Here is a 24412-nt window from a genome sequence, read left to right on the forward strand (position 1 = left end):
CTGCTCAGAAGGCCTCGAGCCGGGCCAGATTGGTGGCGAGGGAGTACGGGGTGAGGTCGACGCTCGGCGCGTGGCCGAGGTAGAGGTCCCGGATGATCTGGCCGGCGAGGGGGGCCTGCGCCAGGCCGTGGCCGGTGAAGCCGCCGGCGAAGAAGATCCGGTCGTGCTTGCCGCTCCCCTTGCCGATGACGGCAGACTTGGTGGGCGTGACGTCCAGGGTGCCGGTCCAGGCGCTGTGCAGCGTGAGGCCCTCCAGCTCCGGGTACCACTTCGGCAGCTCGTCGACGGCGGCCTGGTACCAGATGTCGCGCAGGCCGTCCTGCTTCGAGATGCGCTCCAGGCCGACGAGGATCGACTTGCCCATGCCCATCGTCTTCAGCCCGGACACGGGGTGGAAGGTGAACGGCAGGTTGTGGATGTCGCGGTCGGTGCGGATGGGGTCGCTGTGCAGCAGTTCGGCGAACTGCCCCCACACCGGCAGGTCCAGGCCGGCGAGCTTGGCGACGTCGCCGCTCCACGGTCCGGCCGCGATGACGATCGCGCCGGCCGTGAAGTCGCCCATCGTCGTGGTGACGACGCCGCTGTCGCTGTCGATCCCGGTGACGGAGACGTGGGAGTACAGGCGGGCGCCGTGCTGGCGCGCGGCCTCGGCGTACCCCTGGACGATCGCCTCCGGCTTGATGCGGTACGTCTCCGGGTTCCAGACCGCGGCCTCGATGGTGTCCTTGTCCAGCCACGGGTTGAGCTCGACCGCCTGCTCGGCCGTCAGCATCTCCACCGCGGCGCCGGCCTCGCGGTGGTCCGCCAGATCGGCCTCCAGCTCGGCCGCCTGCTGCGGGCTGGTGAGGATCGTCAGCAGGCCCAGGTTCTCCAGGCCGACGTCGACGCCCGTGGTCGCGGCGAACTGCCGGAAATCCGCGAGGCTGCGCGACGCCAGCTCGGAGTCGTGCGGCTTCCGGGGGAAATAGGTGCGGAAGGCACGGGCGGTCTGGGATGTGGTCCGGGACCCGAACTGGTTCTTCTCGACGAGGACGACGTCAACGCCCGCCTTCGCGGCGTGGTAGGCGATGGACGTGCCGATCACACCTCCGCCGATGACCAGCATTTCCGCCGTGTTCTTCTGCTCAGACATTCGCACCCCTCGTGATGGTCGGCCGGTAGGCCCAGTTGTCGCCTTCGATGTCCCACGGGAACAGCTGCAGGTTCCACGCCCCGAGGGCATTCACGTACGTCGCCATCTGCGCCATGAGGGCGACGAAGTCCTCGCGCGTGGTGATGACGTCGAATGCGGCGACCACTTCCTTGGTGATGTCCCAAAGGGTGTTCATTCCGGTGTAGCCGAGGAACTCGGTCGGCTTCACGAGCAGGATCTTCGCCAGCTCGATCAGGGACGAGAGCGGCATCTCGATGTTCCGGCCGGCCCGCACCAGGGTCGTGTAGTTCACGTAGCCCAGCGGACGGGTCTCGCCGTTCACGGCGACCAGGGTCGTGAGGACCGACTTCTTCGTGCCGGCGCCGGAGGTGCCGCGGGACTTGCCCTCGTGGATGTCGAGGAGCTCGTCGGTCGGGTCGACCAGGACCCGCTCGGTCTCGGCGGCGATCCGCTCGATCAGCTCCCGAAGCCGCTCGGAGCCGACGTCGAGCCGCTTCACGGCGTGGCCGGCCGGGCCGTCCACGCGGCGGACGTGGGCGATGATCGGCTCGCCGTTGCCGTACACGGCCTCCCAGATCATCTGCCCGATCTTGGGCAGCTGGTCGACGTCCTCCGGCACGACCTGCCCGATGGGCGAGGTCGGCATGGGCTCGGTGAGCTCGCCGTACTTGATGGTCAGGTGCTGCACCGCGGAAAGGAAAACCGTGCCGTCGGCCTGGATCTTGCGGTTCACCTTGTAATCCGGGACCGCGTGCAGCAGATCGTGGGCAGGCGGCACGTGGTAGAAACAGTCGCCGGCCACCAGGGCGTGACCCTGCAGGGTCTTGTACGGCAATGACGCCCACAGCGGCTCGACGAGGTCGGAGTTGCGCCCCTCGTCGAGAGTGATGCGAACCTTGGCGCCGATGGGCTCCCAGGCAATCTCAATTTGTCGCATTGTACTCCTATCTCCTGCTCTTCGGCCCCTGTCGCCCAGGGGAGAGCGCGTGACAGGTTCCAGGGGATTGGATACCGACAACGGGCACGGTGCCGTCGCGAATCGAATATAGGGATAACGGCCGTTCAATCGACCGACAGGGTTGAATTCTTTGTCAAATCGAAGATTCTCTGTCACTTCGGCTCGGCCACATTCAGGGAATTTCGAATTCCGGCGACCGTCGCGGTGATGCCGGAATTATTAGTTCAGGGAAACGAAAAGTAAAGGACTCCCCATCACCACTGGTCGCGCTGCGGAGCCCGCACCGACGCGACGCCTCCGCGGCGGGGCCGCGAAACGCCGCAGGGCCGCCCACTGTTGCCAGTGAGCGGCCCTGTGGCCGTGCGGCCCCGCCTGTGGTCAGCCCGGAGTTCGCGCGGTCACACCCCGTTGGCGGCCAGCGAGAACGGCGTGATGTCGACGCCGGGGTGGCGGCCGAGGTGGAGGTCGCGGATGATCTTGCCGGTGGCGGGCGCCTGACTGAGCTCGTGGCCGGTGAACCCGGTGGCGAACAGGATGCGTTCGTGTGCGCCGTCCGCCCGGCCGATGATCCCCGACCTCGACGGCGTGATGTCGAGGGTTCCGGTCCACGCGCTGTGCAGCGTGACGCCCCGCAGCCGCGGGTACCAGCGCCCCACCTCGTCGGTGGCCTCCTGGAGCCAGATGTCCCGCATGCCCGGCTCCGTGGAGAAGCGCTCCAGGCCGACCAGGAAGGACGGCCCCGCCCCCATCGTCTTCAGCCCGGCCCCGGGATGGAAGGTGAACGGCGTCGTGACGGCGTCCTGGCCGACCGGGTCGGTACGGAACAGTTCGGCGAACTGGCCCCACACCGGCAGCTTCAGGCCGGCCAGCGCGGCCACCTCCCCGCTGCCCTGCGCGTCCGCGACGACGACGGCCCCGGCGGTGACGTCACCTACCGAGGTGGCGACATGGCCCGTGGACGCGTCCAGACCGGTCACGGTGACGCCGGTGACCACGCGCGCCCCGTGCTTGCGCGCGCCCTCCCGGTAGCCCCGGAGCACCTCGTCCGCCCTGAGGCGGATCATCTGCGGGCACCAGACGGCGAACTCGACACCGGCCGGGTCCAGCCAGGGGTTCCGCTCGACGGCCCGGGCGACGGTCAGCAGTTCCAGCTGCACGCCGGCATCGCGCTGCGCGGGCACCTCCGCTTCGAGTTCGGCCGCCTGCTCCGGGGTCGTCGCCACCACGAGCATTCCGGTTTCGGTCACTTCGAGGTCGGCTCCCAGGGTGGCGCCGAACGATCGGAAATCGGCCAGACTCCGGACCACCAGCTCGGAGTCGTACACCCGGCCGGGGAAATACGTACGAAAAGCGCCGGCGGTCTGGGTCGCGGTGGCGCCGGCCTGGTCCCGCTCCAGCAGAAGGACGTCGACACCCGCCTCCGCGCAGTGATAGGCGATGGAGGCAGCGATCACGCCGCTGCCGATGACGACCAATTCTGCGGTGTTCTTCTGATCGGACATGCGCTGTCTCCCGTAACGTGGCCTGCCCGCGTCGGCCCGCACTCCGAAACCGCGGCGGGTACGGGGGTGTTCGTTCGGCCGATGGCATGAATCAGCCGAAAGCATGGGGAGCCGCTGTGAACCGGCCACAGAAATCCGGCGGGAATGCGTCAGGTCGGCGGGCGTGCGCGGTGAGTTGACGGATCATCCGTCACGGCTCGGTCCCCTCGCCCGGAGGGGCGGAGCATGGGGCGCATGAGGGCAGCCGTCGTCGATCGACCGACCGGGGCCACGGGAGGACCGTCCGGAAAGCCGCGGCGGCACAGGCCGCCGCGGCTGATCACTGCTGTTGCGGCGTCACTTCTTCGGCGCCTGCAGGCTCCAGATGCGACCGTCGGGGTCGCGGACCTTCATCTCCTGGGTGCCGTAGTGGGTGTCCTCGAACGGCTGGACCACGTCGAGGGACGGGTCGGCCTCGAACTCGGCCGCGTCGGCGACCCGGAGCACGACCTGGGCCTCGGGCTTCTGACCCTCGGGGATTTCGGCGAGCAGGACGTAGGCGCCGTTGCCGTTGCGGAGCATGCCCGACCCCTCCTCGGTCGAGAATTCGACGTCATAGCCCAGCGCCTGGAGGAACTTGGCCGCCTTGCCCCAGTTGTGGGTCTCGAGGTAGACGCCTTCGATGCCTTCGGTGGTCATGCCGGCTTTCCCTTCGGTGGTTCCTGGTCGCGGTCGGCGAGATACGTGCGCAACGCCTCGGCTACCAGAGCCGAGAGCGATTGCTCGTTCTCAATGGCATGGTGCTTTATCTGCCGGATCAGATCCACCGGCAAGTAGACGTTGAACTGCTTGACTTCTGCACGCATGCTAGCATGCTAGCATGCGCCGATTCATTGAACCACGTGTGAAAGAACGCGAGTTACGAGCCGAGGAGGGCTCCGGACAATGAAACGCCAATGGTGGACGCTGATCGTGGTGTGCGCCGCTACCTTCATGCTGCTGCTCGACGTCACGATCGTCGCCGTCGCACTGCCCGACATCCAGCAGTCGCTCCAGGCGAGCTTCAGCGGCCTGCAATGGACCACGGACGCCTACGCGTTAAGCCTGGCGGCGCTGCTGCTCACCTCCGGGTCCCTCGCCGACCTGTACGGCAGGCGGCGGCTGTTCCTCATCGGCCTGACGGTCTTCACGGCGGGGTCGCTGCTCTGCGGCATCGCGCAGGACCAGATGACGCTCGTGCTGTCCCGCGCGGTGCAGGGAGTCGGCGGCGCGACCCTGTTCGCCACCTCGCTCGCCCTGCTCGCCGGCACCTTCCAGGGCAGGGAGCGCGGCGTGGCCCTCGGCATCTGGGGTGGCGTCGCGGGTGGTGCGACCGCGCTCGGCCCGGTCCTCGGCGGTGTGATCACCAGCGGCATCAGCTGGCGCGGCATCTTCCTGGTGAACCTGCCCATCGGCATCGCCGCGATCGCGATCGCCCTGCGCCTGGTGGACGAGTCCCGGCCACCGCGCGCCTCCCGGGTCGACTGGATGGGCATCGTGCCGCTCACCGTGGGACTGTTCAGCCTGGTGTACGCGCTGATCAGGGCCAGCGACACGGCGTGGGACGAGCAGGGCGTGCTGATCTGCTTCGGTCTGGCGGCGATGTTCCTCGTGGCGTTCGTCATCATCGAGTCGCGGGTCTCCGATCCGATGTTCGACCTGTCGCTGCTGAAGACCCCGACGTTCCTCGGCGGCTCGATCGCGGCGTTCGCGATGAACGCCTCCCTGTTCGCGATGTTCATCTACATCGTGCTCTACCTGCAGAACGGCCTCGGCTTCAGCGCCATGGGCACCGGCATCCGCCTGCTGGTCAGCTCCGGCTTCACCCTCGTCGCGGCCATGGTGACGGGCCGGGTCATGAGCCGTGTCCCGACCAAGTGGCTGATCGGCCCGGGCCTGGTCGTCGTGGGCATCGGCCTGCTGCTGATGAGGGGCGTGACCGCCGAGTCGGGCTGGACGCACCTCATCCCCGGCTTCATCGTCACGGGCATCGGCGCCGGCATGGTCAACCCGCCACTGGCCTCGACCGCGGTCGGCGTCGTCCAGGTCTGGCGCGCCGGCATGGCCTCCGGTGTGAACCAGACCTTCCGTCAGATCGGCATCGCCGTCGGCATCGCCCTGTACGGCTCGATCTTCACCGCGTCGCTGCACGACTCCCTGCGGGAGCGGCTCTCGGACGTCCCCGCGCTCGCGGGGCGTACCGACCAGATCGCGGACGCGATCCGCACGGGCGCTCCCGAGCAGGCGATCGCCTCGGCTCCCGCGGAGTTCCGCGCGCAGGTGGAGAGCGCGGTCCACGCCGGCTTCGCAGCGTCCCTGAACGACCTGCTGCTCGTCAGCGGCATCCTGGCGCTCGTGGGCGGCGTCCTGGCCTTCGCCCTCATCCGCGCCAAGGACTTCGTCCCGCAGGGTCCCCCCGGCGGCGGGCCCGGCCGACCGCCGTCCCAGCCGCAGAACACCGAGGCCTCCCCGGCCCGCTGAGGCAGCGCACCCCCTGACCGTTGCCTCCCCCGGCGAAACAGCACTGCACACGACAGGCCCGTCGTGTGCAGTGCTGTTCTCCGTACCGGCCCCCGCGCTCTAGCGGGAGTCGGTGGCGTGGCGGCGGCGCTGTTCGATGAACGGGGCGAGCAGGCCGGGCACCGCCTCCTCGGCGAGGGCGAGGCCCTCCGACACCGATACGTCGCGGACCTTGTAGACGCCGTTCCCGGCGGCCGTGGCGGCACCGAGGGTGAGCAGGCCGGCTCGGCGCTGGAAGAACGACCGGGTGATGGACCAGCCGATGACGCCGTCCCGCTGGAGGGCGACGGTACGGCGGTTGAAGGTGCCGGAACGGGTGACCACATAGCGGCCGTGGACGGCGTGCCCGAGGCTGCGGTAGGCGTCGAAGGCGAAGGCAGTGCCGATGGCCAGCAGGGCCAGGCCGGTGATCCAGCCGGTGTGGACGAGGACCGGCGTCAGCCACAGGCCGAGGCCGATGAACGGCGCGGCGACCAGGGCCGCGTACACCAGGGCGCGGTTGAGCCTGCGCCGCAGGGCGGCCCGGGGGTGCGGTACGAGCACCGCCTCGACCGTCGGGGAGGCGGCCTCGCCCAGGACGTCGGCCGCGATCCGGCCGGACAGGGCCAGGGGTACGGGCGGGGTGAGCTTGCTGCGGCTGCTGTTCTCGTCGGCGTCGCCGAGGCCGCTGGCGACGGCCTTGAGACGGGCTCCGCCGGCCCAGCGCAGCAGCAGCGGCTCGGCCACCTCGGCACCGCGCAGGCGCTGCTCCTCGATGCTGACGGAGCGGGTGATCAGCAGGCCGCGGCGGATGCGGAGCATGCCCGCCTCGGCGCGTTCGAGACGGTAGCCGCCCCAGCCCTCGATGAAGGTGACCGTCGATCCGATGACGCCGATCACGACGATGACGGCGAGGGTCACGAGGAGGCCGAACCAGAGGGGCACGGAGCCGAAGCGGTCCGTGAGGTCCTTGACGATGCCGAGTTCCAGCGGGTCGATCTTCATCTCGTGCAGCGTGCGGTAGGTGCTCGCGACGGCGATGAAGACACCGCCGACGCCCCAGACCGTCAGCGGCGCGTACCGCAGCCATGCCCAGTCGAGTTCGGCTATGGCGGCGTCGGTGTCGGTTCCGGCGGACGACGGGCCGCGGCGTGCCTGCCGGAGCTCGGTCAGCTGCCGGCTGAGCGCGGCGGCGTCGCGGGCGCTGAGGCCGTCCAGGGACAGCCCGCCGGCCTCGGAGCCGCCTTGCTCTCCGGTGCCGACCTTGAGCGAGGTGAGGCCGAAGATCCGGTGCAGGGGGTTGGCGGTCAGGTCGACGCTGCGGATGCGGTCGACGGGCACCGAGCGCTGGCTGCGGAACAGCAGCCCCTTGTGGAGCTCCACCCGGTCCTCGGTGATCCGGTAGCGGGTCGTGATGAGCCGCATGATGCTGATGCCGGCGATGACGACGCAGGTGATGAAGAACGAGAGCAGCGTGATCAGAGCCTGGAGGTTCAGGTCACCGCCGGTGAGGACGGAGGTGGCGCCGAACATGGCCACCGGAGCGGCCATCACGCTCAGGTTGACGAGGATCAGGCGGGGGCTGAGCCGCCCCCACGCGTCCGGCCCGGCGTCCTCGTCCGGGCGTCGCGGCGAGGCGTCCTGCGTCATGTGGCGTCTCCCGGCACGGCCTGGGTGGACCGGGTCAGGTGCTCGACGAGCTCGGTGGCGACCCGGTGGTCCAGTCCCTTGATCTTGACGGCGCCTGCGGAGGAGGCGCTGGTGACGGTGATCCCGGAGAGCCCGAACAGCTGCTGGAGCGGGCCGCGGAGCATGTCCACGGTCTGCACGCGGGACAGCGGGACCACCCGCCAGCGCTGCCAGAGCCACCCGGAGGCGGCGTAGACGGCCTCCTCCGTCATCTCCCAGCGGTGCACCCGGTAGCGCCAGACGGGCATGACGGCCATGTACAGGAGGCCGGGCACGAGGGTGCAGAGGAAGAGCCAGCCGAACACCGTCCGGGCGGGCGGGATGCAGAGGTAGAGCACACCGAAGACGAGCGGAAGCGGCAGGGCGAACAGGGAGGACTGGAGGGTCCACCAACCGATCGCCCGGCTCTCGACCCGGTTGCGAGGCGGTCGGAGCCTCAATTCATGGTTGTCTAGCACTGCTTCACCCAAATTCCTGAACGATCACAAAACGTCGGGGGACAACGGTCCTCGGTCAACTCACGTCTCACTGTTATCGGTTGACCCTCCCGTCCTCATCCACCACCGGCCCCGTCGCGGCCCGTACGGCGCGCAGCCGGGACACCACGACCGCCGTCCGGGCCACCATCATCGACAGGGACATCACGGCGAGGGCACTGACGAGCACCTCGCTGCCACTGAGCTGGTAGTCGGTGGTGAGCCGGGTCATGCGTGCGCCGTACCAATGCTCGCAGCCGTACGCGAAGAGGATCTGGAGACCGGTCAGAAGGATCCAGACCGCCGCGTGGCCGACGCCGCCGGTGCTGCGGACGTCCCCCGCACGGTCCCGGTGGGCGGAGAGCAAGGAGGCCGCGACGAGCCCGCAGATGCCCCCCACACCGAGGGCGGCGAGGTGCAGCGAGGGGTCGTTGCCCGCCGTCGGGAAGGAGCGCACGCAGGCGGCGATGACGGCGACGGCCGCCAGTGCGGGGGCGGCTATCCGTCCGGCGGTGATGCGCCGGCTCCCGGAGTCGGCCGCGAGGATGACGGCCAGGACCGTTCCGCAGATGATGACCGCCGTCGTGAACTGACCCACCTGACCGGACCTGCCCTTTCCGCATATCCCCCGACAACCCTTGCCGCGGTTCTCCCTCGCTGTTCCACCGTAGGAGGGGCGACCCGGCCGCCGGGACGACCGATCGGTGGGACCGGCTGTCAACCGATCGACGGACAGCCGCACCACGCGTGGTAGGACTGGTGCCGTGCACATACAAACTCAGGAGGAGGCCCCCCGGTCCCCGCAGGCGACCGCGCAGTACGGCCCCGAGTCGGGGAGCCGCTGGTTCGGCCTGTGGGACGGCTACTTCGCCATCTCCTACCTCGTCACCGTCATGCTGCTGTTCACCTCTGACGAGGACCAGGTCCACCGGGCGTTCGCCATCGGCGCGCTGACCCTGATCGTGCCCTGGTACGCGGGTCTCGGTCGTCGACCCATGATCCTCCGGACGAAGAGCCGGCGGAACACGGTCTTCTCCGCCGGGCTGTTCCTGCTGTTCACCTCTTCCAGCACGCTCGACCTCGGCGGTTCCTTCGCGCTGTTCGCGGTGGTCCCCATGCTCATGATGAGCCTGCCGATGCCCTCCGCGATCGCGCTGGTCGTCCTGGCCAACCTGTGGCCGGTGATCGTGGTGTGGCTGCGGGGCGGGCAGTTCGATCCCCACATCCTGTCGGTGCTGCCCATCTCGCTGCTGGGCATCGCCCTGTCGGTGCTGCTCGGCCTGTGGATCACACGGGTGGTGCAGCAGAGCGCCGACCGGGCCGCGCTCATCGACGAACTCCGGCGCAGCCGGGAACGCGAGGCGCGGCTGTCCCACCAGGCCGGCATCTCGGCCGAGCGGGAACGGCTGGCCCGGGAGATCCACGACACCCTGGCGCAGAGCCTGACCAGCATCATCAGCCTGGTGCAGGCGGCCGAGTCGGAGGTGGTGGCGAATCCCGAGCGGGCCCGCTCCCGGCTCGGCCTGGCCGGCCGGGTCGCCCAGGACAGCCTGGCCGAGGCCCGCACCTTCGTCTCCGCGCTCACCCCGCCCGCGCTGCGGGAGAGTTCCCTCGTGCAGGCCGTGCGCCGGCAGGCCGACCTGCTGAAGGAGGAGACGGGGCTGACGGTGCGGTGCGCGTCCCGGGGCGAGGAGCAGCCGCTGCCGATGGCGGTCAGCGTGGTCCTGCTGCGCTCGGCGCAGGAGGCGTTCGCCAACGTGCGCAAACACGCGCGGGACGCCCGTAGGGTGGAGGTGCTGGTGACGTACGCACCGGATGCGGTACGGCTCGTGGTCCGCGATGACGGCGCGGGCTTCGACGCGGACGCCGTCCCGGCCGCCGCCGACGGGCCGGACACCGGCCGGGACGGCGGAGGCCGGGACAGCGGCGAGCGGAACGGTTTCGGGCTGCGCGGGATGCGGGCCCGGGTGGAGGAGATCGGCGGAATGGCAGAGGTCAGCAGCAGCCCGGGGGCGGGCACGGTCATCGAGGTGACGGTGCCTCTGGCCCCGGTGGCACAGGGGTCGGCCGATGAGTGAACGCGAGCCGATCGGAGTGCTGCTCGTCGACGACCACCCGGTGGTCCGGGAGGGTCTGTCCGCCATGCTGGAGCTGGACGAGGGCATCCGGGTCGTGGGGCAGGCCGGCTCCGGGGAGGAAGCGGTGCTGCAGGCCGCCCGGTTGCGGCCCGACATCGTCCTGCTCGACCTGCGGATGGGTGCCATGGACGGGGTGGCCGCGACCGGGCACATCCTGCGGGAGTCGCCGCGGACGAAGGTGGTCATCGTGACCACGTACGAGGACGACGCGGACATCCTGCGCGCGGTGGAGGCCGGCGCGGCGGGCTACCTGCTCAAGGGCAGCTCCCGGGAGGAGTTGGTGCACGCGGTGAAGGCGGCGGCGCGCGGTGAGACGGTGCTGACGCCGTCGCTGGCCCCGAAGCTGTTCCGGGCCCGGGTGCCGGAGGCGCCGGTGCTGTCCGAGCGGGAGCGCGAGGTGCTGCAACTGGTCCGGCAGGGCCTGACCAACGCGGACATCGGGCGCCGACTGTTCATCAGCGAGGCGACGGTGAAGACGCATCTGCTGCGGTCGTTCAAGAAGCTGTCGGTGTCCGACCGTACCGCGGCGGTGATCACGGCCCTGGAGCGGGGCCTGCTGTCCTGACGGGGCACGGGCACATCGCGGTTGGGTTCCGATCAGGACTCCGGACGGCAACAAATGCGCAGCTCATAGCACGTGTAGGTAACGGATTCAACGTATTCGTTCGCGTCGCGTGGCTGGTTATGATCAGCGCCACCGACAGGTTGTCCCCGCTTCCTGCCCACTGCCCGGCCGCCCCCGAGGAACGATGTCTTCCACAGAACCCGAAGGACCGGCCGCACCCGTGACGTCCCGGCAGCGGCGGCCGCGGCGGCGGACGGTGCGGCTGCGCACCCTGCTCATCCTGCTGGCGGTGGCCCCCACCGTGGCCATGGGCACCCAGACCGTACTGAACGCCGATCGGCTGCTGGAGCAGTCGGCGCACCTGCGGGCCGAAGTGGAGGCCAGTGAGCAGATCGGCATACCGCTGTACACGCTCCTGGTCGACCTACAGGCCGAGCGCACCGCGACGGCCGCCCGGTGGGCGGGCACCTCCGGCTCCGAGCAGGAGCTGCGGCAGCGGCGGCTGGCCACGGACCGGGCCGCGGCCAACCTCCGCCGGGTGGCCGCCGAATCGACCGCGTCCCTCGAGGACGTGACCAAGCGCCTCGCCGACCTGGCCGGCTACCGGGAGCGCTCGGACGTCCGCACCGGAACCCCCGACCGCCTGCTCGGCTACTACACCGGGGCGATCAACGAGATCATCCGCGTGTACCAGCACGAGTTCAGCCACACGGAGGACGCCGAACTCACGCAGGCGAGCCGGCCCGTGGTGTCGATGCTCTCGGCCTCCGAGATGGTGGCGCGCGAAGACGCGGCCCTGGCCCTGGCCGGTCCCTCCCGGGAACTGAGCGCCACCGGGTTCGACCAGTTCACCAGCTCCGTCGGGGCCCAGCGCTACCTGTACGAGACGTGGGTCGAGCCGTACCTGCCCGAGCGGGACCGGCAGTTCTACGAGCGCATCGTCACCTCACCGGACTGGCAGACGAAGGTCCGCATCGAGAACGCGATCATCCACGAGAACAAGGACACCGACACCGGCATCAAACTGCCCGGCGAGGTCAGCGGCTGGAGCGCGGCGCACAGCAACGTCTCGGTGCAGATGGCCACCCTCAACATCGACCGCGCGAAGGGCGTCCTCGCCCTGGGCGAGGCGAAGGCCGACGCGTTGCAGACCGAGGTCGCCTGGCTGGTCGGCGGAAGCGGCGCCGGGCTGCTGCTGGTCGCGACCGTCGTCGTGCTGACCACCCGGTCGGTGCTGCGCCGGCTGGACGGCCTGCACCGGCGTACGGTGGCCGTCGCCGAGCGGATCCTCCCGGACGTCGTGGCCCGCCTCGACAGCGGCAGGCCCGTCGACGAGTCCGCGCTGCCGACGGTCCGCGGGCACCGGGACGAGGTCGGGCGGATCAACGACGCGTTCGCCCGGGTCGTCGCCGTGTCCGTGGACGGGCACCGGCAGCTCGCGGCCGAGCGGCACGGCTTCGGCGCGTTCGCCTCCGGCATCGCCTCGCGCACGGGGAACCTGGTGAGCCGCCAGCTCGCCCTCACCGAGGACATCCAGGACGCCTTCGGCCACGACGAGGCGCTGCTCGCCCAGCTGATGCGGTCCGACCAGCTGACGGTGGGCATGCGCCGCCAGACCGAGAACCTGCTCATCCTGGCGGACGGCGAGATCCCCGACCCGCACACCGAGCCCATGCGCATCGCGGACCTGCTGCGCGAAGCCGCGGCGGAGGTGGAGGACTTCCGGCGGGTCGAGCGGCAGGCGCTGGACGAGGCGAGTGTGGAACCGCAGTTCATCAGCCAGATCAGCCACCTGCTGGCGGAGCTGCTGGACAACGCCACCCGTTTCTCCCCGCCCCGCTCGAAGGTGGTGATCCGCGCCGAACTGGTCACGGACGGGCTCTCGGTGGAGATCGAGGACCGCGGGCCGCGCGTCGCCGGCTATCTCTACGAGGAGATGAACCGGCGCCTGCACACCGCACCGCCGTACGCCGTCCTCGCCGAGAACGCTCACCGGCTCGGCCTGTTCGTGGTCGGGCACCTCGCCGACCAGCTCGGAGCCACGGTCACGCTGCGGCGCTCGGTGTACGGGGGCACCTCGGCGGTCGTGGTGCTGCCGGGCAAGCTCCTGGTCCCGGCGGCCGCTCCCGCCCCGGAGCCGGCGGCGGTGCGTGGGCCCGAGCCCGCCGCCGCCCAGGAGCGGGCCCCAGAGCGGGCCTCGGACCGGGCTCCGGACCGGGCTCCGGACCGGGCTCCGGAGCTTGCCCCCGCCCCCGTACCGGCCCCCGCCCTGACGTCGGCACCGGCACCGGCATCCGTACCGGCGTCGGTGACCGGGCCGCGGGCGGCCGAGCCGGCCCCGCTGCCCACCGCCGCCGGGCTGCCGAGCCGCCGCCGGCCCGAGCCGCCGGCCGCCCGGAGCGGCGGCGAGCCGCGCCCCGCCCTGCCCGGGCGGGAGGGGCGCCCCGCCCTCCCCGAGCGCGTCCCGCAGACCCACATGACGGAACAACTGCGCGGGCCGCGGGCGCCGGAGACGGCCCCCGCACCGGACCCGGCCACGCCCGAAGAGGTGGCCGACGCCTGGGCGGACTACGAACACGGGACCCAGACAGTGGAAGAAGAGCTCCGACAGGATCAGCCATGACGACGACACAGAACGACATGATCTACAGCGTCCTGGACAACAACCTGAGCAGGATCGCCGGCATCCAGGGCGCCGTGCTCCTGTCCAACGACGGGATCGGACTGAGCGCCTACCTGCTCGAGCGGGACCAGGCGGAGCGCATCGCCGCCGCCTGCTCCGGCATCGCGTCCACGATGAAGGCGATTTCCAGAGAGATCGACGGCGGCCGGGTGATCCGCCAGCTCGTCGAGATGGACGACCGCTACCTCTGCATCGTCGGGTGCGGGGAGGGCAGCACCCTCATCGTCGTGACCTCCCGCAAGGCGCGCCTGGGAGAGCTGGGCGGCGAGGCCGTGCGGACCGCCCAGGCGCTCGGCGAGTGGCTGGGCACCCCGGAGCGCGAGCAGGCGCAGCCTCCGGCCTCGTAATGCCCGACGACGTGACGGACCCGGCGGCGGACGACGCACCGCGCGAGCCGGCGGAGACGGCCGGACCGGCGGAGGCGCCCGGGCCGGACGAGCCGGACGGGCCCGCGGAACCCGGGGAGCAGCCGCGCGAGCGGCGGCCCCGGGGCCGCCGGCGGACGCGGCTGTACGCGCTCACCGACGGCCGTACCGCCGCCTCGTGCACCGTCCTCACGATGGACACCACGATCACGGCGGCGGTCGCCGAGCACGCCTGGAGCGGGCTGCCGAGCGAGTGGCGTGCCGTTCTGGCCATGTGCGTGCCGCCGGACGGGCGGGCGGTCGCCGAGATCGCGGCGCGGATGCACATCCGTCTCACCCCGATGACGATGCTCCTCGGCGAACTCGCGGACCGCGGGCTGATCCACCACCAGCCGCCGCTGGAAGGCGCCGAGACCACCAATGTCCACCTGCTCATGAGAATCAGGGACAACCTTGCCCGGATATGACCACCCTGCGCGGCAGGCGGCCGCCATGAAGATCCTCATTGCCGGGGGGTTCGGGGTCGGCAAGACCACCCTCGTCGAGACGATCTCCGAGATCGAGCCGCTGCGTACGGAGGAACGGCTGACGGCCGCGGGGGTCGGCGTCGACGACCTCGACGGCATCGAGTCCAAGGCGGTCACCACCGTGGCGATGGACTTCGGCCGGATCACGCTCACCGAGGCCGAGGTGGTGCTGTACCTGTTCGGCACGCCGGGCCAGGAGCGCTTCTGGTTCATGTGGGACGACCTGCTGAGCGGGGCGCTCGGCGCGATCGTCCTGGTGGACACCCGCCGCCTGGACCGCAGCTTCGCGGCCGTCGACTTCTTCGAGAGCCGGGGCCTGCCGTTCGTGGTCGGCGCCAACTGCTTCCACGGCGAACAGCCCTACACCGCGGAGGAGATCGCCGCGGCCCTCCACCTGCGCAACCCGGACACGCCCGTCCTGATGCTCGACGCCCGCGAACGCGAGGACGTCCGGGGCGTCCTGCTCGCCCTGCTGGACCTGCTCATCGCCTCGGCCGGCGCAGACCCCGGCGGTCCCGCCCGGCCGCAGGCCATGACGGCGGGCGGCTGAGCAGCCGACGGGTCCGGGCCGGGCCCTCTCCTCGGGCCGGTCGAACGGCCGGGAGCCGATCACGGCGGTCTGGAGCGCGCACCGCCGGCCGACCGCGGGACCCCGGGGGGCGTCCGATCGGCACGGCGGGTGTCGGCACCGCGTCAGAAGGCACGGGACCTTTGCATAGGCTCGCTCCGGCGCCCCTATGAACGAGGAGGACCCCATGAACCCCGCCGGGGAAGGGCTACAGCAGTTGGACGCGATCAGCGTCCTCAACGCGAAGACGACACTCGTGCAGCTCCTCGTCCGGGCGGGGGTCCACCCCGGTGACGCGGGGGAGCTGATCGGGCTCGTCGAGGCCGGTACGCTCGCGGTCGCCCACACCCGGATCAGCGGGCGCGGCGGTACCGCGCCGACGGAGAAGGGCGAGCGCTACGCGTCCGGCTGGCTCGACGGGGCCCGAGCCGCCGCCGACGAACTGGGCGGCATCGCGGAACGGGCGCTAAGGGACGCGGTCGGCGCGGATGCGTCGGGGGACGCCCTGGACGCCCGTCCCCCCGCCGGGAGGATGGAGCTGGAGCGGGCGAAGGTGGCCGTGCTGCCGCTGTACCTCTCGTTCACCACGGTCTCCGACCTCGATCCCGAGGTTTCCGAGCAGGTGCTCACCGCCGTGCTCGGCACGATGAGCACCAGGCAGCGCACGGGGTACGCGGGACAGCTGACGCGGTTCGCCGACGCCCACCGCATCCGCCTGGACCGGATGTACGCGGAGTACGGGCCCGGCAGCACCATCGCGATCCACGGCCGCTACTCCCTCCTCCACTCCCCCACCAGCATCGCCGTGCTGGAGCGGCTCCTCACGGCGCCGTCGGCCTTGCGGGAGGAGTGGGACGCCGCCGAGCTGCCGCCCGCCTGGCTCGAGGGCCTGACCACGGCCTGGGGCTCGCCCGCCTGACCGCGGGCCGCGGGCCGCGGGCCGAGACGCCCGGCACCTCCGGGCCGAGGAACGCCCCGACCCGCTGGCGGGCGCTGGTCTGACCGACGCCCGCCAGCCGGAGGTGCCGCGTCGTCAGCGGCCCGCCAGGAGCAGCGCGGCCGCCGTACCGGGTACGGCGGTGGCCGCGGCCAGGGCCCAGGCAACCCGTGCGCGCCCCGGTCGGCGGCCCACGGCCACCCGTCGCACGCAGCCCAGTTCCGCCCAGCGCCGGGCCTCTTCCCGCTGTTCGTCGCCGTGCTGGGCCCGGCCGTGGAGGAGCAGGGCCGCCGACGATGCGGCTCCCGCGCCCACCACGGCGGCGAGGAGCGCCCCGGGTGCCGACGCCAGCAGCAGGGGGATGACGAGCGCCGCGGTTCCCCAGCCGGTCAGGCAGGCCGCAGCCGCCGTCCGGCGGGATGCGGGGCGGTCGGCGCCCGCGCGTACGTCCGCGATCGCGGGGACGTACCAGACACAGCCGGAGGCGCAGAGGACCGCGACGGCGAGTGCCGGAACCGGATGGGACATGAGCGCCTCTCCCTGGGAGTCCGCGGACTGCTTGCTGGCGGCTGCCGGCTGCCGGCTGCCGCCTCAGTGGAGGGCCGGTTCGAGGGCGGCGATCTCCGGATGGTGGAGGTCGAACGCCGGGGACTCGGACCGGATCCGCGGCAGGGAGGTGAAGTTGTGCCGCGGCGGCGGGCAGGAGGTCGCCCATTCGAGCGAACGGCCGTAGCCCCACGGGTCGTCCACCTCGATCTCCTTGCCGTACTTCGCGGTCTTCCACACGTTGTAGAAGAAGGGGAGGAGCGACAGCCCAAGCAGGAACGATCCTGCGGTGGAGAGGGAGTTGAGGACGGTGAACCCGTCGGCCGCGAGGTAGTCCGCGTAACGGCGCGGCATGCCCTCGGCTCCCAGCCAGTGCTGGACGAGGAAGGTGAGGTGGAAGCCGGCCGTGAGGGTCCAGAAGGTGATCTTGCCGAGGCGTTCGTCCAGCATCCTGCCCGTGAACTTCGGCCACCAGAAGTGGAAGCCGGCGAACATCGCGTACACGACGGTGCCGAAGACGGTGTAGTGGAAGTGCGCGACGACGAAGTACGAGTCGGAGAGGTGGAAGTCCATCGGGGGCGAGGCCAGGATGACGCCGGTCAGCCCGCCGAAGACGAAGGTGACCAGGAAGCCGACCGTCCACAGCATCGGCGTCTCGAAGGACAGCGAACCCTTCCACATCGTGCCGATCCAGTTGAAGAACTTCACCCCGGTCGGAACCGCGATCAGGAAGGTCATGAAGGAGAAGAACGGCAGCAGCACACCCCCGGTGACGTACATGTGGTGCGCCCACACCGTCACGGAGAGGCCGGCGATCGCGATCGTCGCGGCGATCAGACCGATGTAGCCGAACATCGGCTTGCGCGAGAAGACCGGGACGACCTCGCTGACGATGCCGAAGAACGGCAGCGCCAGGATGTACACCTCGGGGTGGCCGAAGAACCAGAACAGGTGCTGCCACAGTAGGGCCCCGCCGTTGGCGGCGTCGAAGACGTGCGAGCCGAACTTGCGGTCGCTTTCGAGGGCGAAGAGGGCCGCGGCCAGCACCGGGAAGACCATCAGCACCAGGAGCGCCGTGAGCAGCACGTTCCAGGTGAAGATCGGCATTCGGAACATCGTCATGCCCGGGGCCCTCATGCACAGGATGGTGGTGATGAAGTTGACGGCGCCCGCGATGGAGCCGAAGCCGGACAGCGCCACACCCATGATCCACATGTCGGCGCCGAGACCCGGCGAGTGCACCGAGTCCGACAGCGGCGCGTAGAGGAACCAGCCGAAGTCGGCGGCGCCGCCCGGGGTGAGGAAGCCGAAGGCCGCGATGAGCGATCCGAACAGGAAGAGCCAGAAGGACAGCATGTTCAGCCGCGGGAACGCCACGTCCGGCGCCCCGATCTGCAGCGGCATGATCCAGTTCGCGAACCCGGTGAACAGTGGCATCGCGAACATCAGCAGCATGATCGAACCGTGCATGGTGAACGCCTGGTTGAACTGCTCGTTCGACATGATCTGCGTGCCCGGGCGCGCCAGCTCCGCGCGCATCATCAACGCCATGACGCCGCCGACGATGAAGAACGCGAACGCGCTCACCAGGTACATCGTGCCGATCCGCTTGTGGTCGGTGGTCGTCAGCCACTCGACCCACGAGGCGCGCCGGACCTGCCCGCCTCCGGCTGTCCCGCCTGGCGCGGCGGTCTCCGGCCCCGCGCTCGCCGCCTGCTTCGTTCCTGTCACGTCCACCGGACGCTGCCCTCCCTGTAGCCGTACTCGTGGCGAACCGGGAGGTGCCGCACGAAAAGGGAATCGGCACCCCCGGGCGCCGCCTCATGATCCGCGCAGCGGGAGGGCGCGCGGCAGGGCCGAACAGTCCCTCCGCCCCCTGCGGGATCAGGGCCGTACGGCCCCCTGCGAGTGCCGTACGGCACGGCCCGGCGCGGATGCGGAGGGCGGACACTGGTCGAGGGGTACGGCTCCCGCACCGGTGACCGGGTCGTGGCGGATCCGGTCGGAGGGTACGCCCGCGGCGGCCAGCCTCCTCGCCGTGGCGGAGACCATGGCGGGCGGGCCGCTGAGGTAGGCGAGGTGCCCGGACCAGTCGCCGCCCCGGGAGACCGCCTCCACCAGGGATGCGCAGTCGGCGGCAGCGGCGCGCTCCCCGACGACCGGGACCACGCGCAGCCATGGGCAGCGGTCCTCCAGCCCGGCCAGGGCCGGCGTGTCGTACAGGTCGTCGAGCGTGCCGGCACCGAGGAACAGGTGGGTCCGGCGCGGCCGGGGCGCGCGCTCCAGCTCCTCCAGCAGCGCCTTGGCGGTGGCCCAGCCGGTCCCTGCCGCGACGACCAGCACGTCCCGTTCGGCGGCCCCGTCCACGGTCATGGTCCCCTGGGCGGGCCCGAGGCGCAGCGGATCCCCGACGCCGGTGTGCGCCACGAGCGCCTCGCCCACGTCGTCGGTGCCGTCGCCGTGCAGGTGGAACTCCAGCTCGCCGTCGGGGCGGGGTGCGCAGGCGATGGCGTAGGGCCGCCAGGCGTGCGGCAGGAGCGGCGTCTGGACATGGGCGTACTGCCCGGCCCGGTGGGGGTAGGGCTCGGCGGTGCGTACGTGGACCACGGCGAGGTCCGGTCCGCACAGCCGGTGACCGGTCACCACCGCGTTCCAGTAGGGCGGTTCGGCCAGCGCCTGCTCGGCACCCGCCACCATGGCCGCGACCGCGAACCGCAGCATCCGCAGCCACGCCTGCTCCAGCGCCGCGCTCCAGCCTCCGCCCGCGTACCCGCGCAGCGCCTCGACGAGGGCCGTCTCGAAGACCTCGTAGTGCACCGGCCGCACGCCAAGCTTGCGGTGGTCGCGGCCCAGCCGGGTACAGAAGGCGGCCAGCTCCTCCGGCTCGTGCAGGTGGTCGATGAGGTACCGCAGTGCCTGTTCCAGGTGGGCGCGCTGGAACGCCATCGAGTCGGGGAACAGGCCGCGGAGGTAGGGGTGGTGCTCGAACATGGCGTCGTAGAGACGGTCGATGAGCTCCCCGGAGGGACTCACCAGCGGCAGGTTCAAGGTGATCAGCCGCTGGTCCGCGGCGCCGTCGTAGGAGCCCGCGTCCGCGCGGGCCGCGGCCGGCTGCCGGGTCGGGGCCATCAGCTGCCGCCGCAGCCGCATCGCGTCCTGCCGCGCCAGGAGCGCGTGGTAGGTGTCGTACTGGTTCACGTCGTGTGCTTCTTCCGGTTGTGCTTGCCTCCTTGTCACCGCGTGGTCCGGGCGGAGGCCGGCAGGCCCTCCCCGTGCACCCTCCGTGTATCGCCGTCGATCGGGATAACGTCACAGCAGCGACTCCCAGTACGCCTGGAAGCGGGTGGCGATGAGCAGGACGACGACCCCGTACCAGGTGAGGGGCACGACCCAGTGGAACTCCTGCACGCCGCTGACCAGCGCGCGGGGAGCGCGGATGACGCCGTGCCGGAGGTTGTGCACCGTGGTGTACCAGAACATGGCGATGGTGGCCGCCCAGGCCAGGCAGCACCACAGGCACAGCGCCCCGATCCCGTACAGGGCCTGGCTCATCAGCCACATGCAGAAGCCCGCGCCGAGGAGGGTGCCGAGGTTGAGCCCGGCCCAGAACCATCGGCGGTAGCCGGCGCCCGCGAGCAGTCCGAAGCCGATCGCGACGACCACCGCGTACGCGACGAGACCGATCAGGGGGTTGGGGAAGCCGAACACGGACGCCTGCCCGCTGCGCATCACGTCGGCGCAGGACAGCACCGGGCTGAGATTGCACGAGGGGACGAAGTCCGGGTCCCGGAGCAGTTCGAACTTGTCGAGGGTGATCACGAACGAGGCGAGGAGCCCGGCCACCCCGGTGACGATCAGCAGCCGGGCGAAGCCGCGGCCCGCGCCGATCACGCCGGAACGGGAGCCGCCCGCCGTGCGGTCCCGCGTCCCGGGGGTGCGGTCACGCAGGGTGCCGGACACGGCCGCCCTCCTTCCCGGCCGCCGTCCCCAGGGGCGCGCTCTCCACCCTGCGGAGGTGCCGGGGGGAGCCCGGAGCCCGGCGCGCCCCCTCGGGCCAGACGACGTCCACGGGCACGCCGCGGGACCTGGCGTAGGCCACCAGGTGCGCGGTGGCGTCCCGGCCGTCGGACGGCGAGCCGTCCCACACCGCCACCAGTCGACTGCTGGTCCGGATCAGACGTTCGTCGGCGCCGATGCAGGCGTCGCGGTCGGCCGGGTCGAAGTGCCACAGGTGTGCCCGGTCGGCGAGCACGAGCAGTTCGCCGGCCGCCGCTCGGTCGCGCTCCGGGAGCGGGGCGGGGGCCGTCCCGTCGGTCGGGAGCAGGACCACCAGTCGCCGGCCCGCCGCACGCACGGCCCGTCCGAACACCACCGGCAGCCCCGCCCCCGCGCGGACCACCGCGGTGGCGTCACCCGCCCAGCGCTCCAGCCGCACGGCCACTTCGGACTCCACCAGTTCGAGCGTGTCCCGGGGCAGATCGGCATGACCCACCGCCGCGATCATCCGCCCGCTCGCTTCCCCGCCATCCGACGCCCTCCACTCGTGCGACGTACCGGAGCACGAGTGAACACGCGCACGCACCTGGCACGAAAGGGCCCGAACGTCCCCCGGCCCGCTCCCCCGGGGCCCGAACGTCCCTCGTCCGCGAGTTTGACTGAAAATTCAGTCAGTGTCAGAGTGGCGGCACGCGGTCGTTCCGCATCCCGCTGGACGGCCGATCGCGGGGTCGACGCGCACCCTTGTCGTAGGAGCCCGGGGGGGTCCGTGCGCCCCTGGCCGCGCCCCGCGCCCGCCCCGGCCGGACGAACGCGTCCCGCCGGTCCACGATCGGAGTTCCCCCGTGTCGAACCTGCGCCCCACACGCCGGACCACCCTGCGCACCCTCGCCGGGCTCGGTGCCCTCGCCTTCGGCGCCGCGGCCTGCGGCCCCGCCGAGACCGCCCTGCGGTCCGGATCCCCGGCCGGGTCCTCCTCGTCGGCGGCCGGCGGTCCGAAGCGTCGCCTCGGCGCCGAGTGGGAGAGCCACACCCGGACGTTCATGTCCTGGCCCGCCCTGGCCGCGGGCGTGTGGGAGGAGGACCTGCGCTACGTCCGCGAGGACATCGCCCGCATCGCCCGCGCCGTCGGAGAGTACGAGGCGGTGGTCATGATGGCCCGCCCCGACCAGGCGGCGGCCGCCCAGCGGGCGTGCGGCTCGCAGGTCGAGGTCATCCCGCTGGCCGTAGACGACCTCTGGGCCCGTGACACCGTCCCCGTGTTCGTCGAGGAGGGCGGCAAGGTCACCGGTGTCGACTTCAACTTCAACGGCTGGGGCAACAAGCAGGTGCACACCAACGACGCCAAGGTGGGGAGCGCCCTGCTGGAGAAGTACGGGATCCCCCGGGTGCAGGCGCCGCTGGTCGCGGAGGGCGGTTCGTTCGAGCCCGACGGCGAGGGCACCCTGCTGATCACCGAGAGCTCGATCGTCAACGACAACCGCAACAAGGGCAAGTCGCGCGACACCGTCGAGGCCGAACTCAAGCAGGCCCTGGGCGTCGAGAAGGTGATCTGGCTGGCCGGCGTACGCGGCGAGGACATCACCGACGCCCACGTCGACAGCCTCGTACGGTTCACCGAACCCGGCGTGGTGCTGCTGGACCGCGCGCACCCCGGCACCCCGCCGGACTCCTGGTCCCGCGCCGCCGACCAGGCGAAGTCCGTCCTGTCGAAGGCGACGGACGCCCGGGGCCGGCGCTTCGAGGTCATCGACCTCCCGCAGCCGGACCTGAACCGCATCACGGGCCGGGGCGACGACTTCGTCTCCACCTACGCCAACTTCTACATCGCCAACGACGCCGTGTTCATGCCGCGGTTCGGTGACCGCAAGGCCGATGACCGCGCCCGGGGCATCCTCCGGGAACACTTCCCCAAGCGCGACGTCGTACCGATCGTCATCGACACGATCGCCTCGGGCGGCGGCGGCATCCACTGCTCCACCCACGACCAGCCCGGCAAGCCGGCCGCCTGACGCCCTCCGTTCGTGGACGCCGCACCTGACGCCCGTTCCGATGTCGGACGCTGCCCGGCGGGGACGAGGAGGACTCCCGCCCTCACGGTTTCCGCAGGTGGACCCGTGCCCCCCGGTCCGGGTCCAGGGCGGACGCCCAGGCCGCCGGTGCCCGCTCCGGGTCGACCGGAACGAAGCCGTGTCGCAGGAACAGTTCGGCGGAGCCCACGGTCGCCGTGAACAGCCGGGCGGCGCCCAGCCGTCGGGCCCGCGCCAGCGCGGCCCGCAGCAACACCGGACCGAGGCCCCGGCCCTGACCGCCGCGCGCCACAGGGAAGTTGCGGAGCACGGCCACGCCCGGACCCTCGTCCCGTACCACGACGCAGCCGTCCGGCCTGCCGGCCGTGTCCTCCACGAGGAGGAACTCGTCGGTGTGGGCGAGGTAGTGGCCGAGGGGACGGGCGCGCAGCTCGCCGGACGCCACGAAGGTACGGGAGAGGACATGGAGGGCGGGTGCGTCTCCCGGGCGGCCCGAACGGACCGGCACCACGGGGAGCCCGACGACGACGGAATTCACAAACCGGCGGCGGCCGGAGGTGGACAAGGAGGGGCCAACGTTCTCCAACTGCCCTGCCATCGTGTGACTTCCACGGCGGTTAGGCCCCCGCACCGCCCCCTGACGCGTGATCCTCCACCGTGGACGAGCCGATTCGAACGGGGATTTGCGGTGTACGAGCACATGGTGGGCGGACCGCCCCGACCGCGCCGGCGGGGCTCGCCGGGCAGGGGGACCGGGCGGAGCAGGCGGCACGGGTCGTGTCGTGGCTCGCTGCCCGGGAGGAAGTGGAACGCGCACTGCGGGAGGCGCTGTAACTGGCCGCCCGTACCGGGTCCGACCCTCGGACGCTGGCCGCGCTGCTGGCGTACCTCACCGAGCTGGAGGTACTGGCGGCCGGACCCGACGGCTACCGGCTCACCCCGTCGGCGAGGAACTCGTCGAGGACGAGCGCTCGTTGCAGGAGTACGACCTGCCCGGCGCACAGGCAGCCCTGGACCTGTCGCTGTCCGGTCTGCACGAGACGCTGCACACCGGCCGGCCTGCTACCGGACCCCGCCCGGGGCGCCGCTGGCCATGGCGCTCGCCGCGGACGAACAGCTCGGCGGGGCGGCCCGGGAGGCCGTGGAGGACGAGGCCGTGTGGATCGCCCCGGGCGTGCGCACCGGCTGGGACTGGGCGACGGCCTCGCTGACGGCGACCGGCAGCGGCGCCGCGGCGGTCGCCAACACCCTGGCGAAGGCCTTCCCCGCACTGCGGGTACGGATCGCCGCGTGGCCGTCGGTGCTGCGCATGCTCGCCGACCGGGTGCTGGAGACGGACGTACTGCCCCGGGTGGAACTGGTGCCCAGCACGGGGGCGGTGCCGCCCGCCGACCGTACGGTGCTGCTGTGCAAGCTGCTGGACCAGCTGCCCGACGAGGACGCGGTGCTCGCCTTGCGCGAGAACGCGGCCGCGGTGGCGGAGGGCGGCGCCCTCCTGTTGGTGGAGCAGGTGGAGGGGCCGGAGGGGTCGAGCGGGACGTCGGGGCGGCCCTGCACCACCTGCGCCTCGAGGCGGCGTTCGGCTCGGGACTGCGCAGCGAGACCGACTTCGCCGCACTGGCCGCCCGCGCCGGCCTGACCGTAGGCTCCTGCCTCGACATCGGCCGGGACCACCGCTTGGGGGAGCTGGCCCCGACCCGCTGAGGCCCGGTACCCGTCCCGTCCGGGCCGCGGCACGGCGCTGTCAGACCCATGTGGTGCA

General features: G+C 71.5%; 25 protein-coding genes. 10 read left to right on the forward strand and 15 right to left on the reverse strand.

Annotated features, from left to right (window positions below):
- Nucleotides 1-4: 4 nt before the first annotated feature.
- The 5 genes from ACFVGY_RS01705 to ACFVGY_RS01725 form a co-directional block, all read right to left on the reverse strand.
- On the reverse strand, nt 5-1132 hold the full coding sequence (locus ACFVGY_RS01705; protein ID WP_385669292.1) for an NAD(P)/FAD-dependent oxidoreductase: 1128 nt from the start codon (nt 1130-1132) through the stop codon (nt 5-7).
- Nucleotides 1125-2090, reverse strand: coding sequence for a hypothetical protein (locus ACFVGY_RS01710; protein WP_385669295.1), 966 nt, complete (start codon nt 2088-2090; stop codon nt 1125-1127). The genes ACFVGY_RS01705 and ACFVGY_RS01710 overlap by 8 nt, the downstream gene beginning before the upstream one ends.
- A 419-nt stretch (nt 2091-2509) precedes the next feature.
- Nucleotides 2510-3613, reverse strand: a complete 1104-nt coding sequence (locus tag ACFVGY_RS01715; RefSeq protein WP_385669297.1) for an NAD(P)/FAD-dependent oxidoreductase — start codon at nt 3611-3613, stop codon at nt 2510-2512.
- A 336-nt stretch (nt 3614-3949) separates the two neighbouring features.
- Nucleotides 3950-4291 (reverse strand): VOC family protein, encoded by a 342-nt coding sequence (locus tag ACFVGY_RS01720; protein ID WP_385669300.1) that lies wholly within the window; start codon nt 4289-4291, stop codon nt 3950-3952.
- Nucleotides 4288-4458: a ribbon-helix-helix protein, CopG family gene (locus tag ACFVGY_RS01725; RefSeq protein WP_385669303.1), complete on the reverse strand. Its 171-nt coding sequence runs from the start codon at nt 4456-4458 to the stop codon at nt 4288-4290. The genes ACFVGY_RS01720 and ACFVGY_RS01725 overlap by 4 nt, the downstream gene beginning before the upstream one ends.
- A gap of 79 nt (nt 4459-4537) precedes the next feature.
- On the opposite strand from ACFVGY_RS01725, the gene ACFVGY_RS01730 reads away from it, so the two are divergent.
- The gene (locus ACFVGY_RS01730; protein ID WP_385669306.1) at nt 4538-6112 is read left to right on the forward strand and encodes an MFS transporter; all 1575 of its coding nucleotides are present in this window, start codon (nt 4538-4540) and stop codon (nt 6110-6112) included.
- A 99-nt stretch (nt 6113-6211) separates the two neighbouring features.
- Here ACFVGY_RS01730 and ACFVGY_RS01735 read toward each other — a convergent pair whose 3' ends face one another.
- The 3 genes from ACFVGY_RS01735 to ACFVGY_RS01745 all read right to left on the reverse strand — a co-directional run bounded on the left by ACFVGY_RS01735 (nt 6212) and on the right by ACFVGY_RS01745 (nt 8893).
- Complete coding sequence (locus tag ACFVGY_RS01735) at nt 6212-7780, reverse strand: PH domain-containing protein (protein WP_385669309.1); 1569 nt, start codon at nt 7778-7780, stop codon at nt 6212-6214.
- The gene (locus tag ACFVGY_RS01740) at nt 7777-8259 is read right to left on the reverse strand and encodes a PH domain-containing protein (RefSeq protein WP_385669311.1); all 483 of its coding nucleotides are present in this window, start codon (nt 8257-8259) and stop codon (nt 7777-7779) included. The genes ACFVGY_RS01735 and ACFVGY_RS01740 overlap by 4 nt, the downstream gene beginning before the upstream one ends.
- A 91-nt stretch (nt 8260-8350) precedes the next feature.
- Nucleotides 8351-8893 carry a hypothetical protein gene (locus tag ACFVGY_RS01745; protein ID WP_385669314.1) on the reverse strand — a complete coding sequence of 181 codons (543 nt, stop codon included), beginning with the start codon at nt 8891-8893 and terminating at the stop codon, nt 8351-8353.
- Nucleotides 8894-9059: 166 nt separating this feature from the next.
- On the opposite strand from ACFVGY_RS01745, the gene ACFVGY_RS01750 reads away from it, so the two are divergent.
- The 7 genes from ACFVGY_RS01750 to ACFVGY_RS01780 all read left to right on the forward strand — a co-directional run bounded on the left by ACFVGY_RS01750 (nt 9060) and on the right by ACFVGY_RS01780 (nt 16060).
- On the forward strand, nt 9060-10373 hold the full coding sequence (locus ACFVGY_RS01750) for a histidine kinase (RefSeq protein WP_385669317.1): 1314 nt from the start codon (nt 9060-9062) through the stop codon (nt 10371-10373).
- Nucleotides 10366-10998, forward strand: coding sequence for a response regulator (locus ACFVGY_RS01755; RefSeq protein ID WP_385669320.1), 633 nt, complete (start codon nt 10366-10368; stop codon nt 10996-10998). Before ACFVGY_RS01750 ends, ACFVGY_RS01755 begins: the two co-directional genes overlap by 8 nt.
- A gap of 184 nt (nt 10999-11182) precedes the next feature.
- Nucleotides 11183-13621 (forward strand): nitrate- and nitrite sensing domain-containing protein, encoded by a 2439-nt coding sequence (locus tag ACFVGY_RS01760; protein WP_385669323.1) that lies wholly within the window; start codon nt 11183-11185, stop codon nt 13619-13621.
- A complete protein-coding gene (locus tag ACFVGY_RS01765; protein WP_360633022.1) occupies nt 13618-14028 on the forward strand; it encodes a roadblock/LC7 domain-containing protein in 411 nt (136 codons plus the stop codon). Before ACFVGY_RS01760 ends, ACFVGY_RS01765 begins: the two co-directional genes overlap by 4 nt.
- Nucleotides 14028-14513, forward strand: coding sequence for a DUF742 domain-containing protein (locus ACFVGY_RS01770; RefSeq protein WP_385669326.1), 486 nt, complete (start codon nt 14028-14030; stop codon nt 14511-14513). Before ACFVGY_RS01765 ends, ACFVGY_RS01770 begins: the two co-directional genes overlap by 1 nt.
- A 25-nt stretch (nt 14514-14538) precedes the next feature.
- Nucleotides 14539-15123 carry an ATP/GTP-binding protein gene (locus ACFVGY_RS01775; protein ID WP_385669329.1) on the forward strand — a complete coding sequence of 195 codons (585 nt, stop codon included), beginning with the start codon at nt 14539-14541 and terminating at the stop codon, nt 15121-15123.
- 205 nt (nt 15124-15328) lie between these two features.
- Nucleotides 15329-16060 (forward strand): hypothetical protein, encoded by a 732-nt coding sequence (locus tag ACFVGY_RS01780; protein WP_385669332.1) that lies wholly within the window; start codon nt 15329-15331, stop codon nt 16058-16060.
- Nucleotides 16061-16174: 114 nt separating this feature from the next.
- Here ACFVGY_RS01780 and ACFVGY_RS01785 read toward each other — a convergent pair whose 3' ends face one another.
- The 5 genes from ACFVGY_RS01785 to ACFVGY_RS01805 all read right to left on the reverse strand — a co-directional run bounded on the left by ACFVGY_RS01785 (nt 16175) and on the right by ACFVGY_RS01805 (nt 21128).
- Nucleotides 16175-16606: a hypothetical protein gene (locus ACFVGY_RS01785; RefSeq protein ID WP_385669334.1), complete on the reverse strand. Its 432-nt coding sequence runs from the start codon at nt 16604-16606 to the stop codon at nt 16175-16177.
- Between the two features lie 63 nt (nt 16607-16669).
- Nucleotides 16670-18361: a cytochrome c oxidase subunit I gene (ctaD, locus tag ACFVGY_RS01790; protein ID WP_385669337.1), complete on the reverse strand. Its 1692-nt coding sequence runs from the start codon at nt 18359-18361 to the stop codon at nt 16670-16672.
- Between the two features lie 147 nt (nt 18362-18508).
- Nucleotides 18509-19822, reverse strand: coding sequence for a globin domain-containing protein (locus tag ACFVGY_RS01795; protein ID WP_385669339.1), 1314 nt, complete (start codon nt 19820-19822; stop codon nt 18509-18511).
- A 111-nt stretch (nt 19823-19933) separates the two neighbouring features.
- Nucleotides 19934-20584, reverse strand: a complete 651-nt coding sequence (locus ACFVGY_RS01800) for a vitamin K epoxide reductase family protein (protein ID WP_385669342.1) — start codon at nt 20582-20584, stop codon at nt 19934-19936.
- Complete coding sequence (locus ACFVGY_RS01805; RefSeq protein WP_385669345.1) at nt 20565-21128, reverse strand: hypothetical protein; 564 nt, start codon at nt 21126-21128, stop codon at nt 20565-20567. The genes ACFVGY_RS01800 and ACFVGY_RS01805 overlap by 20 nt, the downstream gene beginning before the upstream one ends.
- Before the next feature lie 337 nt (nt 21129-21465).
- Here ACFVGY_RS01805 and ACFVGY_RS01810 point away from each other — a divergent pair, with 337 nt between their 5' ends.
- On the forward strand, nt 21466-22632 hold the full coding sequence (locus ACFVGY_RS01810; RefSeq protein ID WP_385669348.1) for an agmatine deiminase family protein: 1167 nt from the start codon (nt 21466-21468) through the stop codon (nt 22630-22632).
- 82 nt (nt 22633-22714) lie between these two features.
- On the opposite strand, the gene ACFVGY_RS01815 is transcribed toward ACFVGY_RS01810, so the two are convergent.
- Both ACFVGY_RS01815 and ACFVGY_RS01820 read right to left on the reverse strand, forming a co-directional pair.
- A complete protein-coding gene (locus ACFVGY_RS01815) occupies nt 22715-23095 on the reverse strand; it encodes a GNAT family N-acetyltransferase (protein WP_385669351.1) in 381 nt (126 codons plus the stop codon).
- A gap of 481 nt (nt 23096-23576) precedes the next feature.
- Nucleotides 23577-23699 (reverse strand): hypothetical protein, encoded by a 123-nt coding sequence (locus ACFVGY_RS01820; protein WP_385669354.1) that lies wholly within the window; start codon nt 23697-23699, stop codon nt 23577-23579.
- A 44-nt stretch (nt 23700-23743) separates the two neighbouring features.
- Between ACFVGY_RS01820 and ACFVGY_RS01825 the strand changes: the two genes are divergently transcribed.
- Nucleotides 23744-24289, forward strand: a complete 546-nt coding sequence (locus tag ACFVGY_RS01825; protein ID WP_385669357.1) for a methyltransferase — start codon at nt 23744-23746, stop codon at nt 24287-24289.
- Nucleotides 24290-24412: the final 123 nt, after the last annotated feature.

The organism is Streptomyces sp. NPDC127106 (assembly GCF_042677605.1).
Taxonomy (GTDB): Bacteria; Actinomycetota; Actinomycetes; order Streptomycetales; family Streptomycetaceae; genus Streptomyces.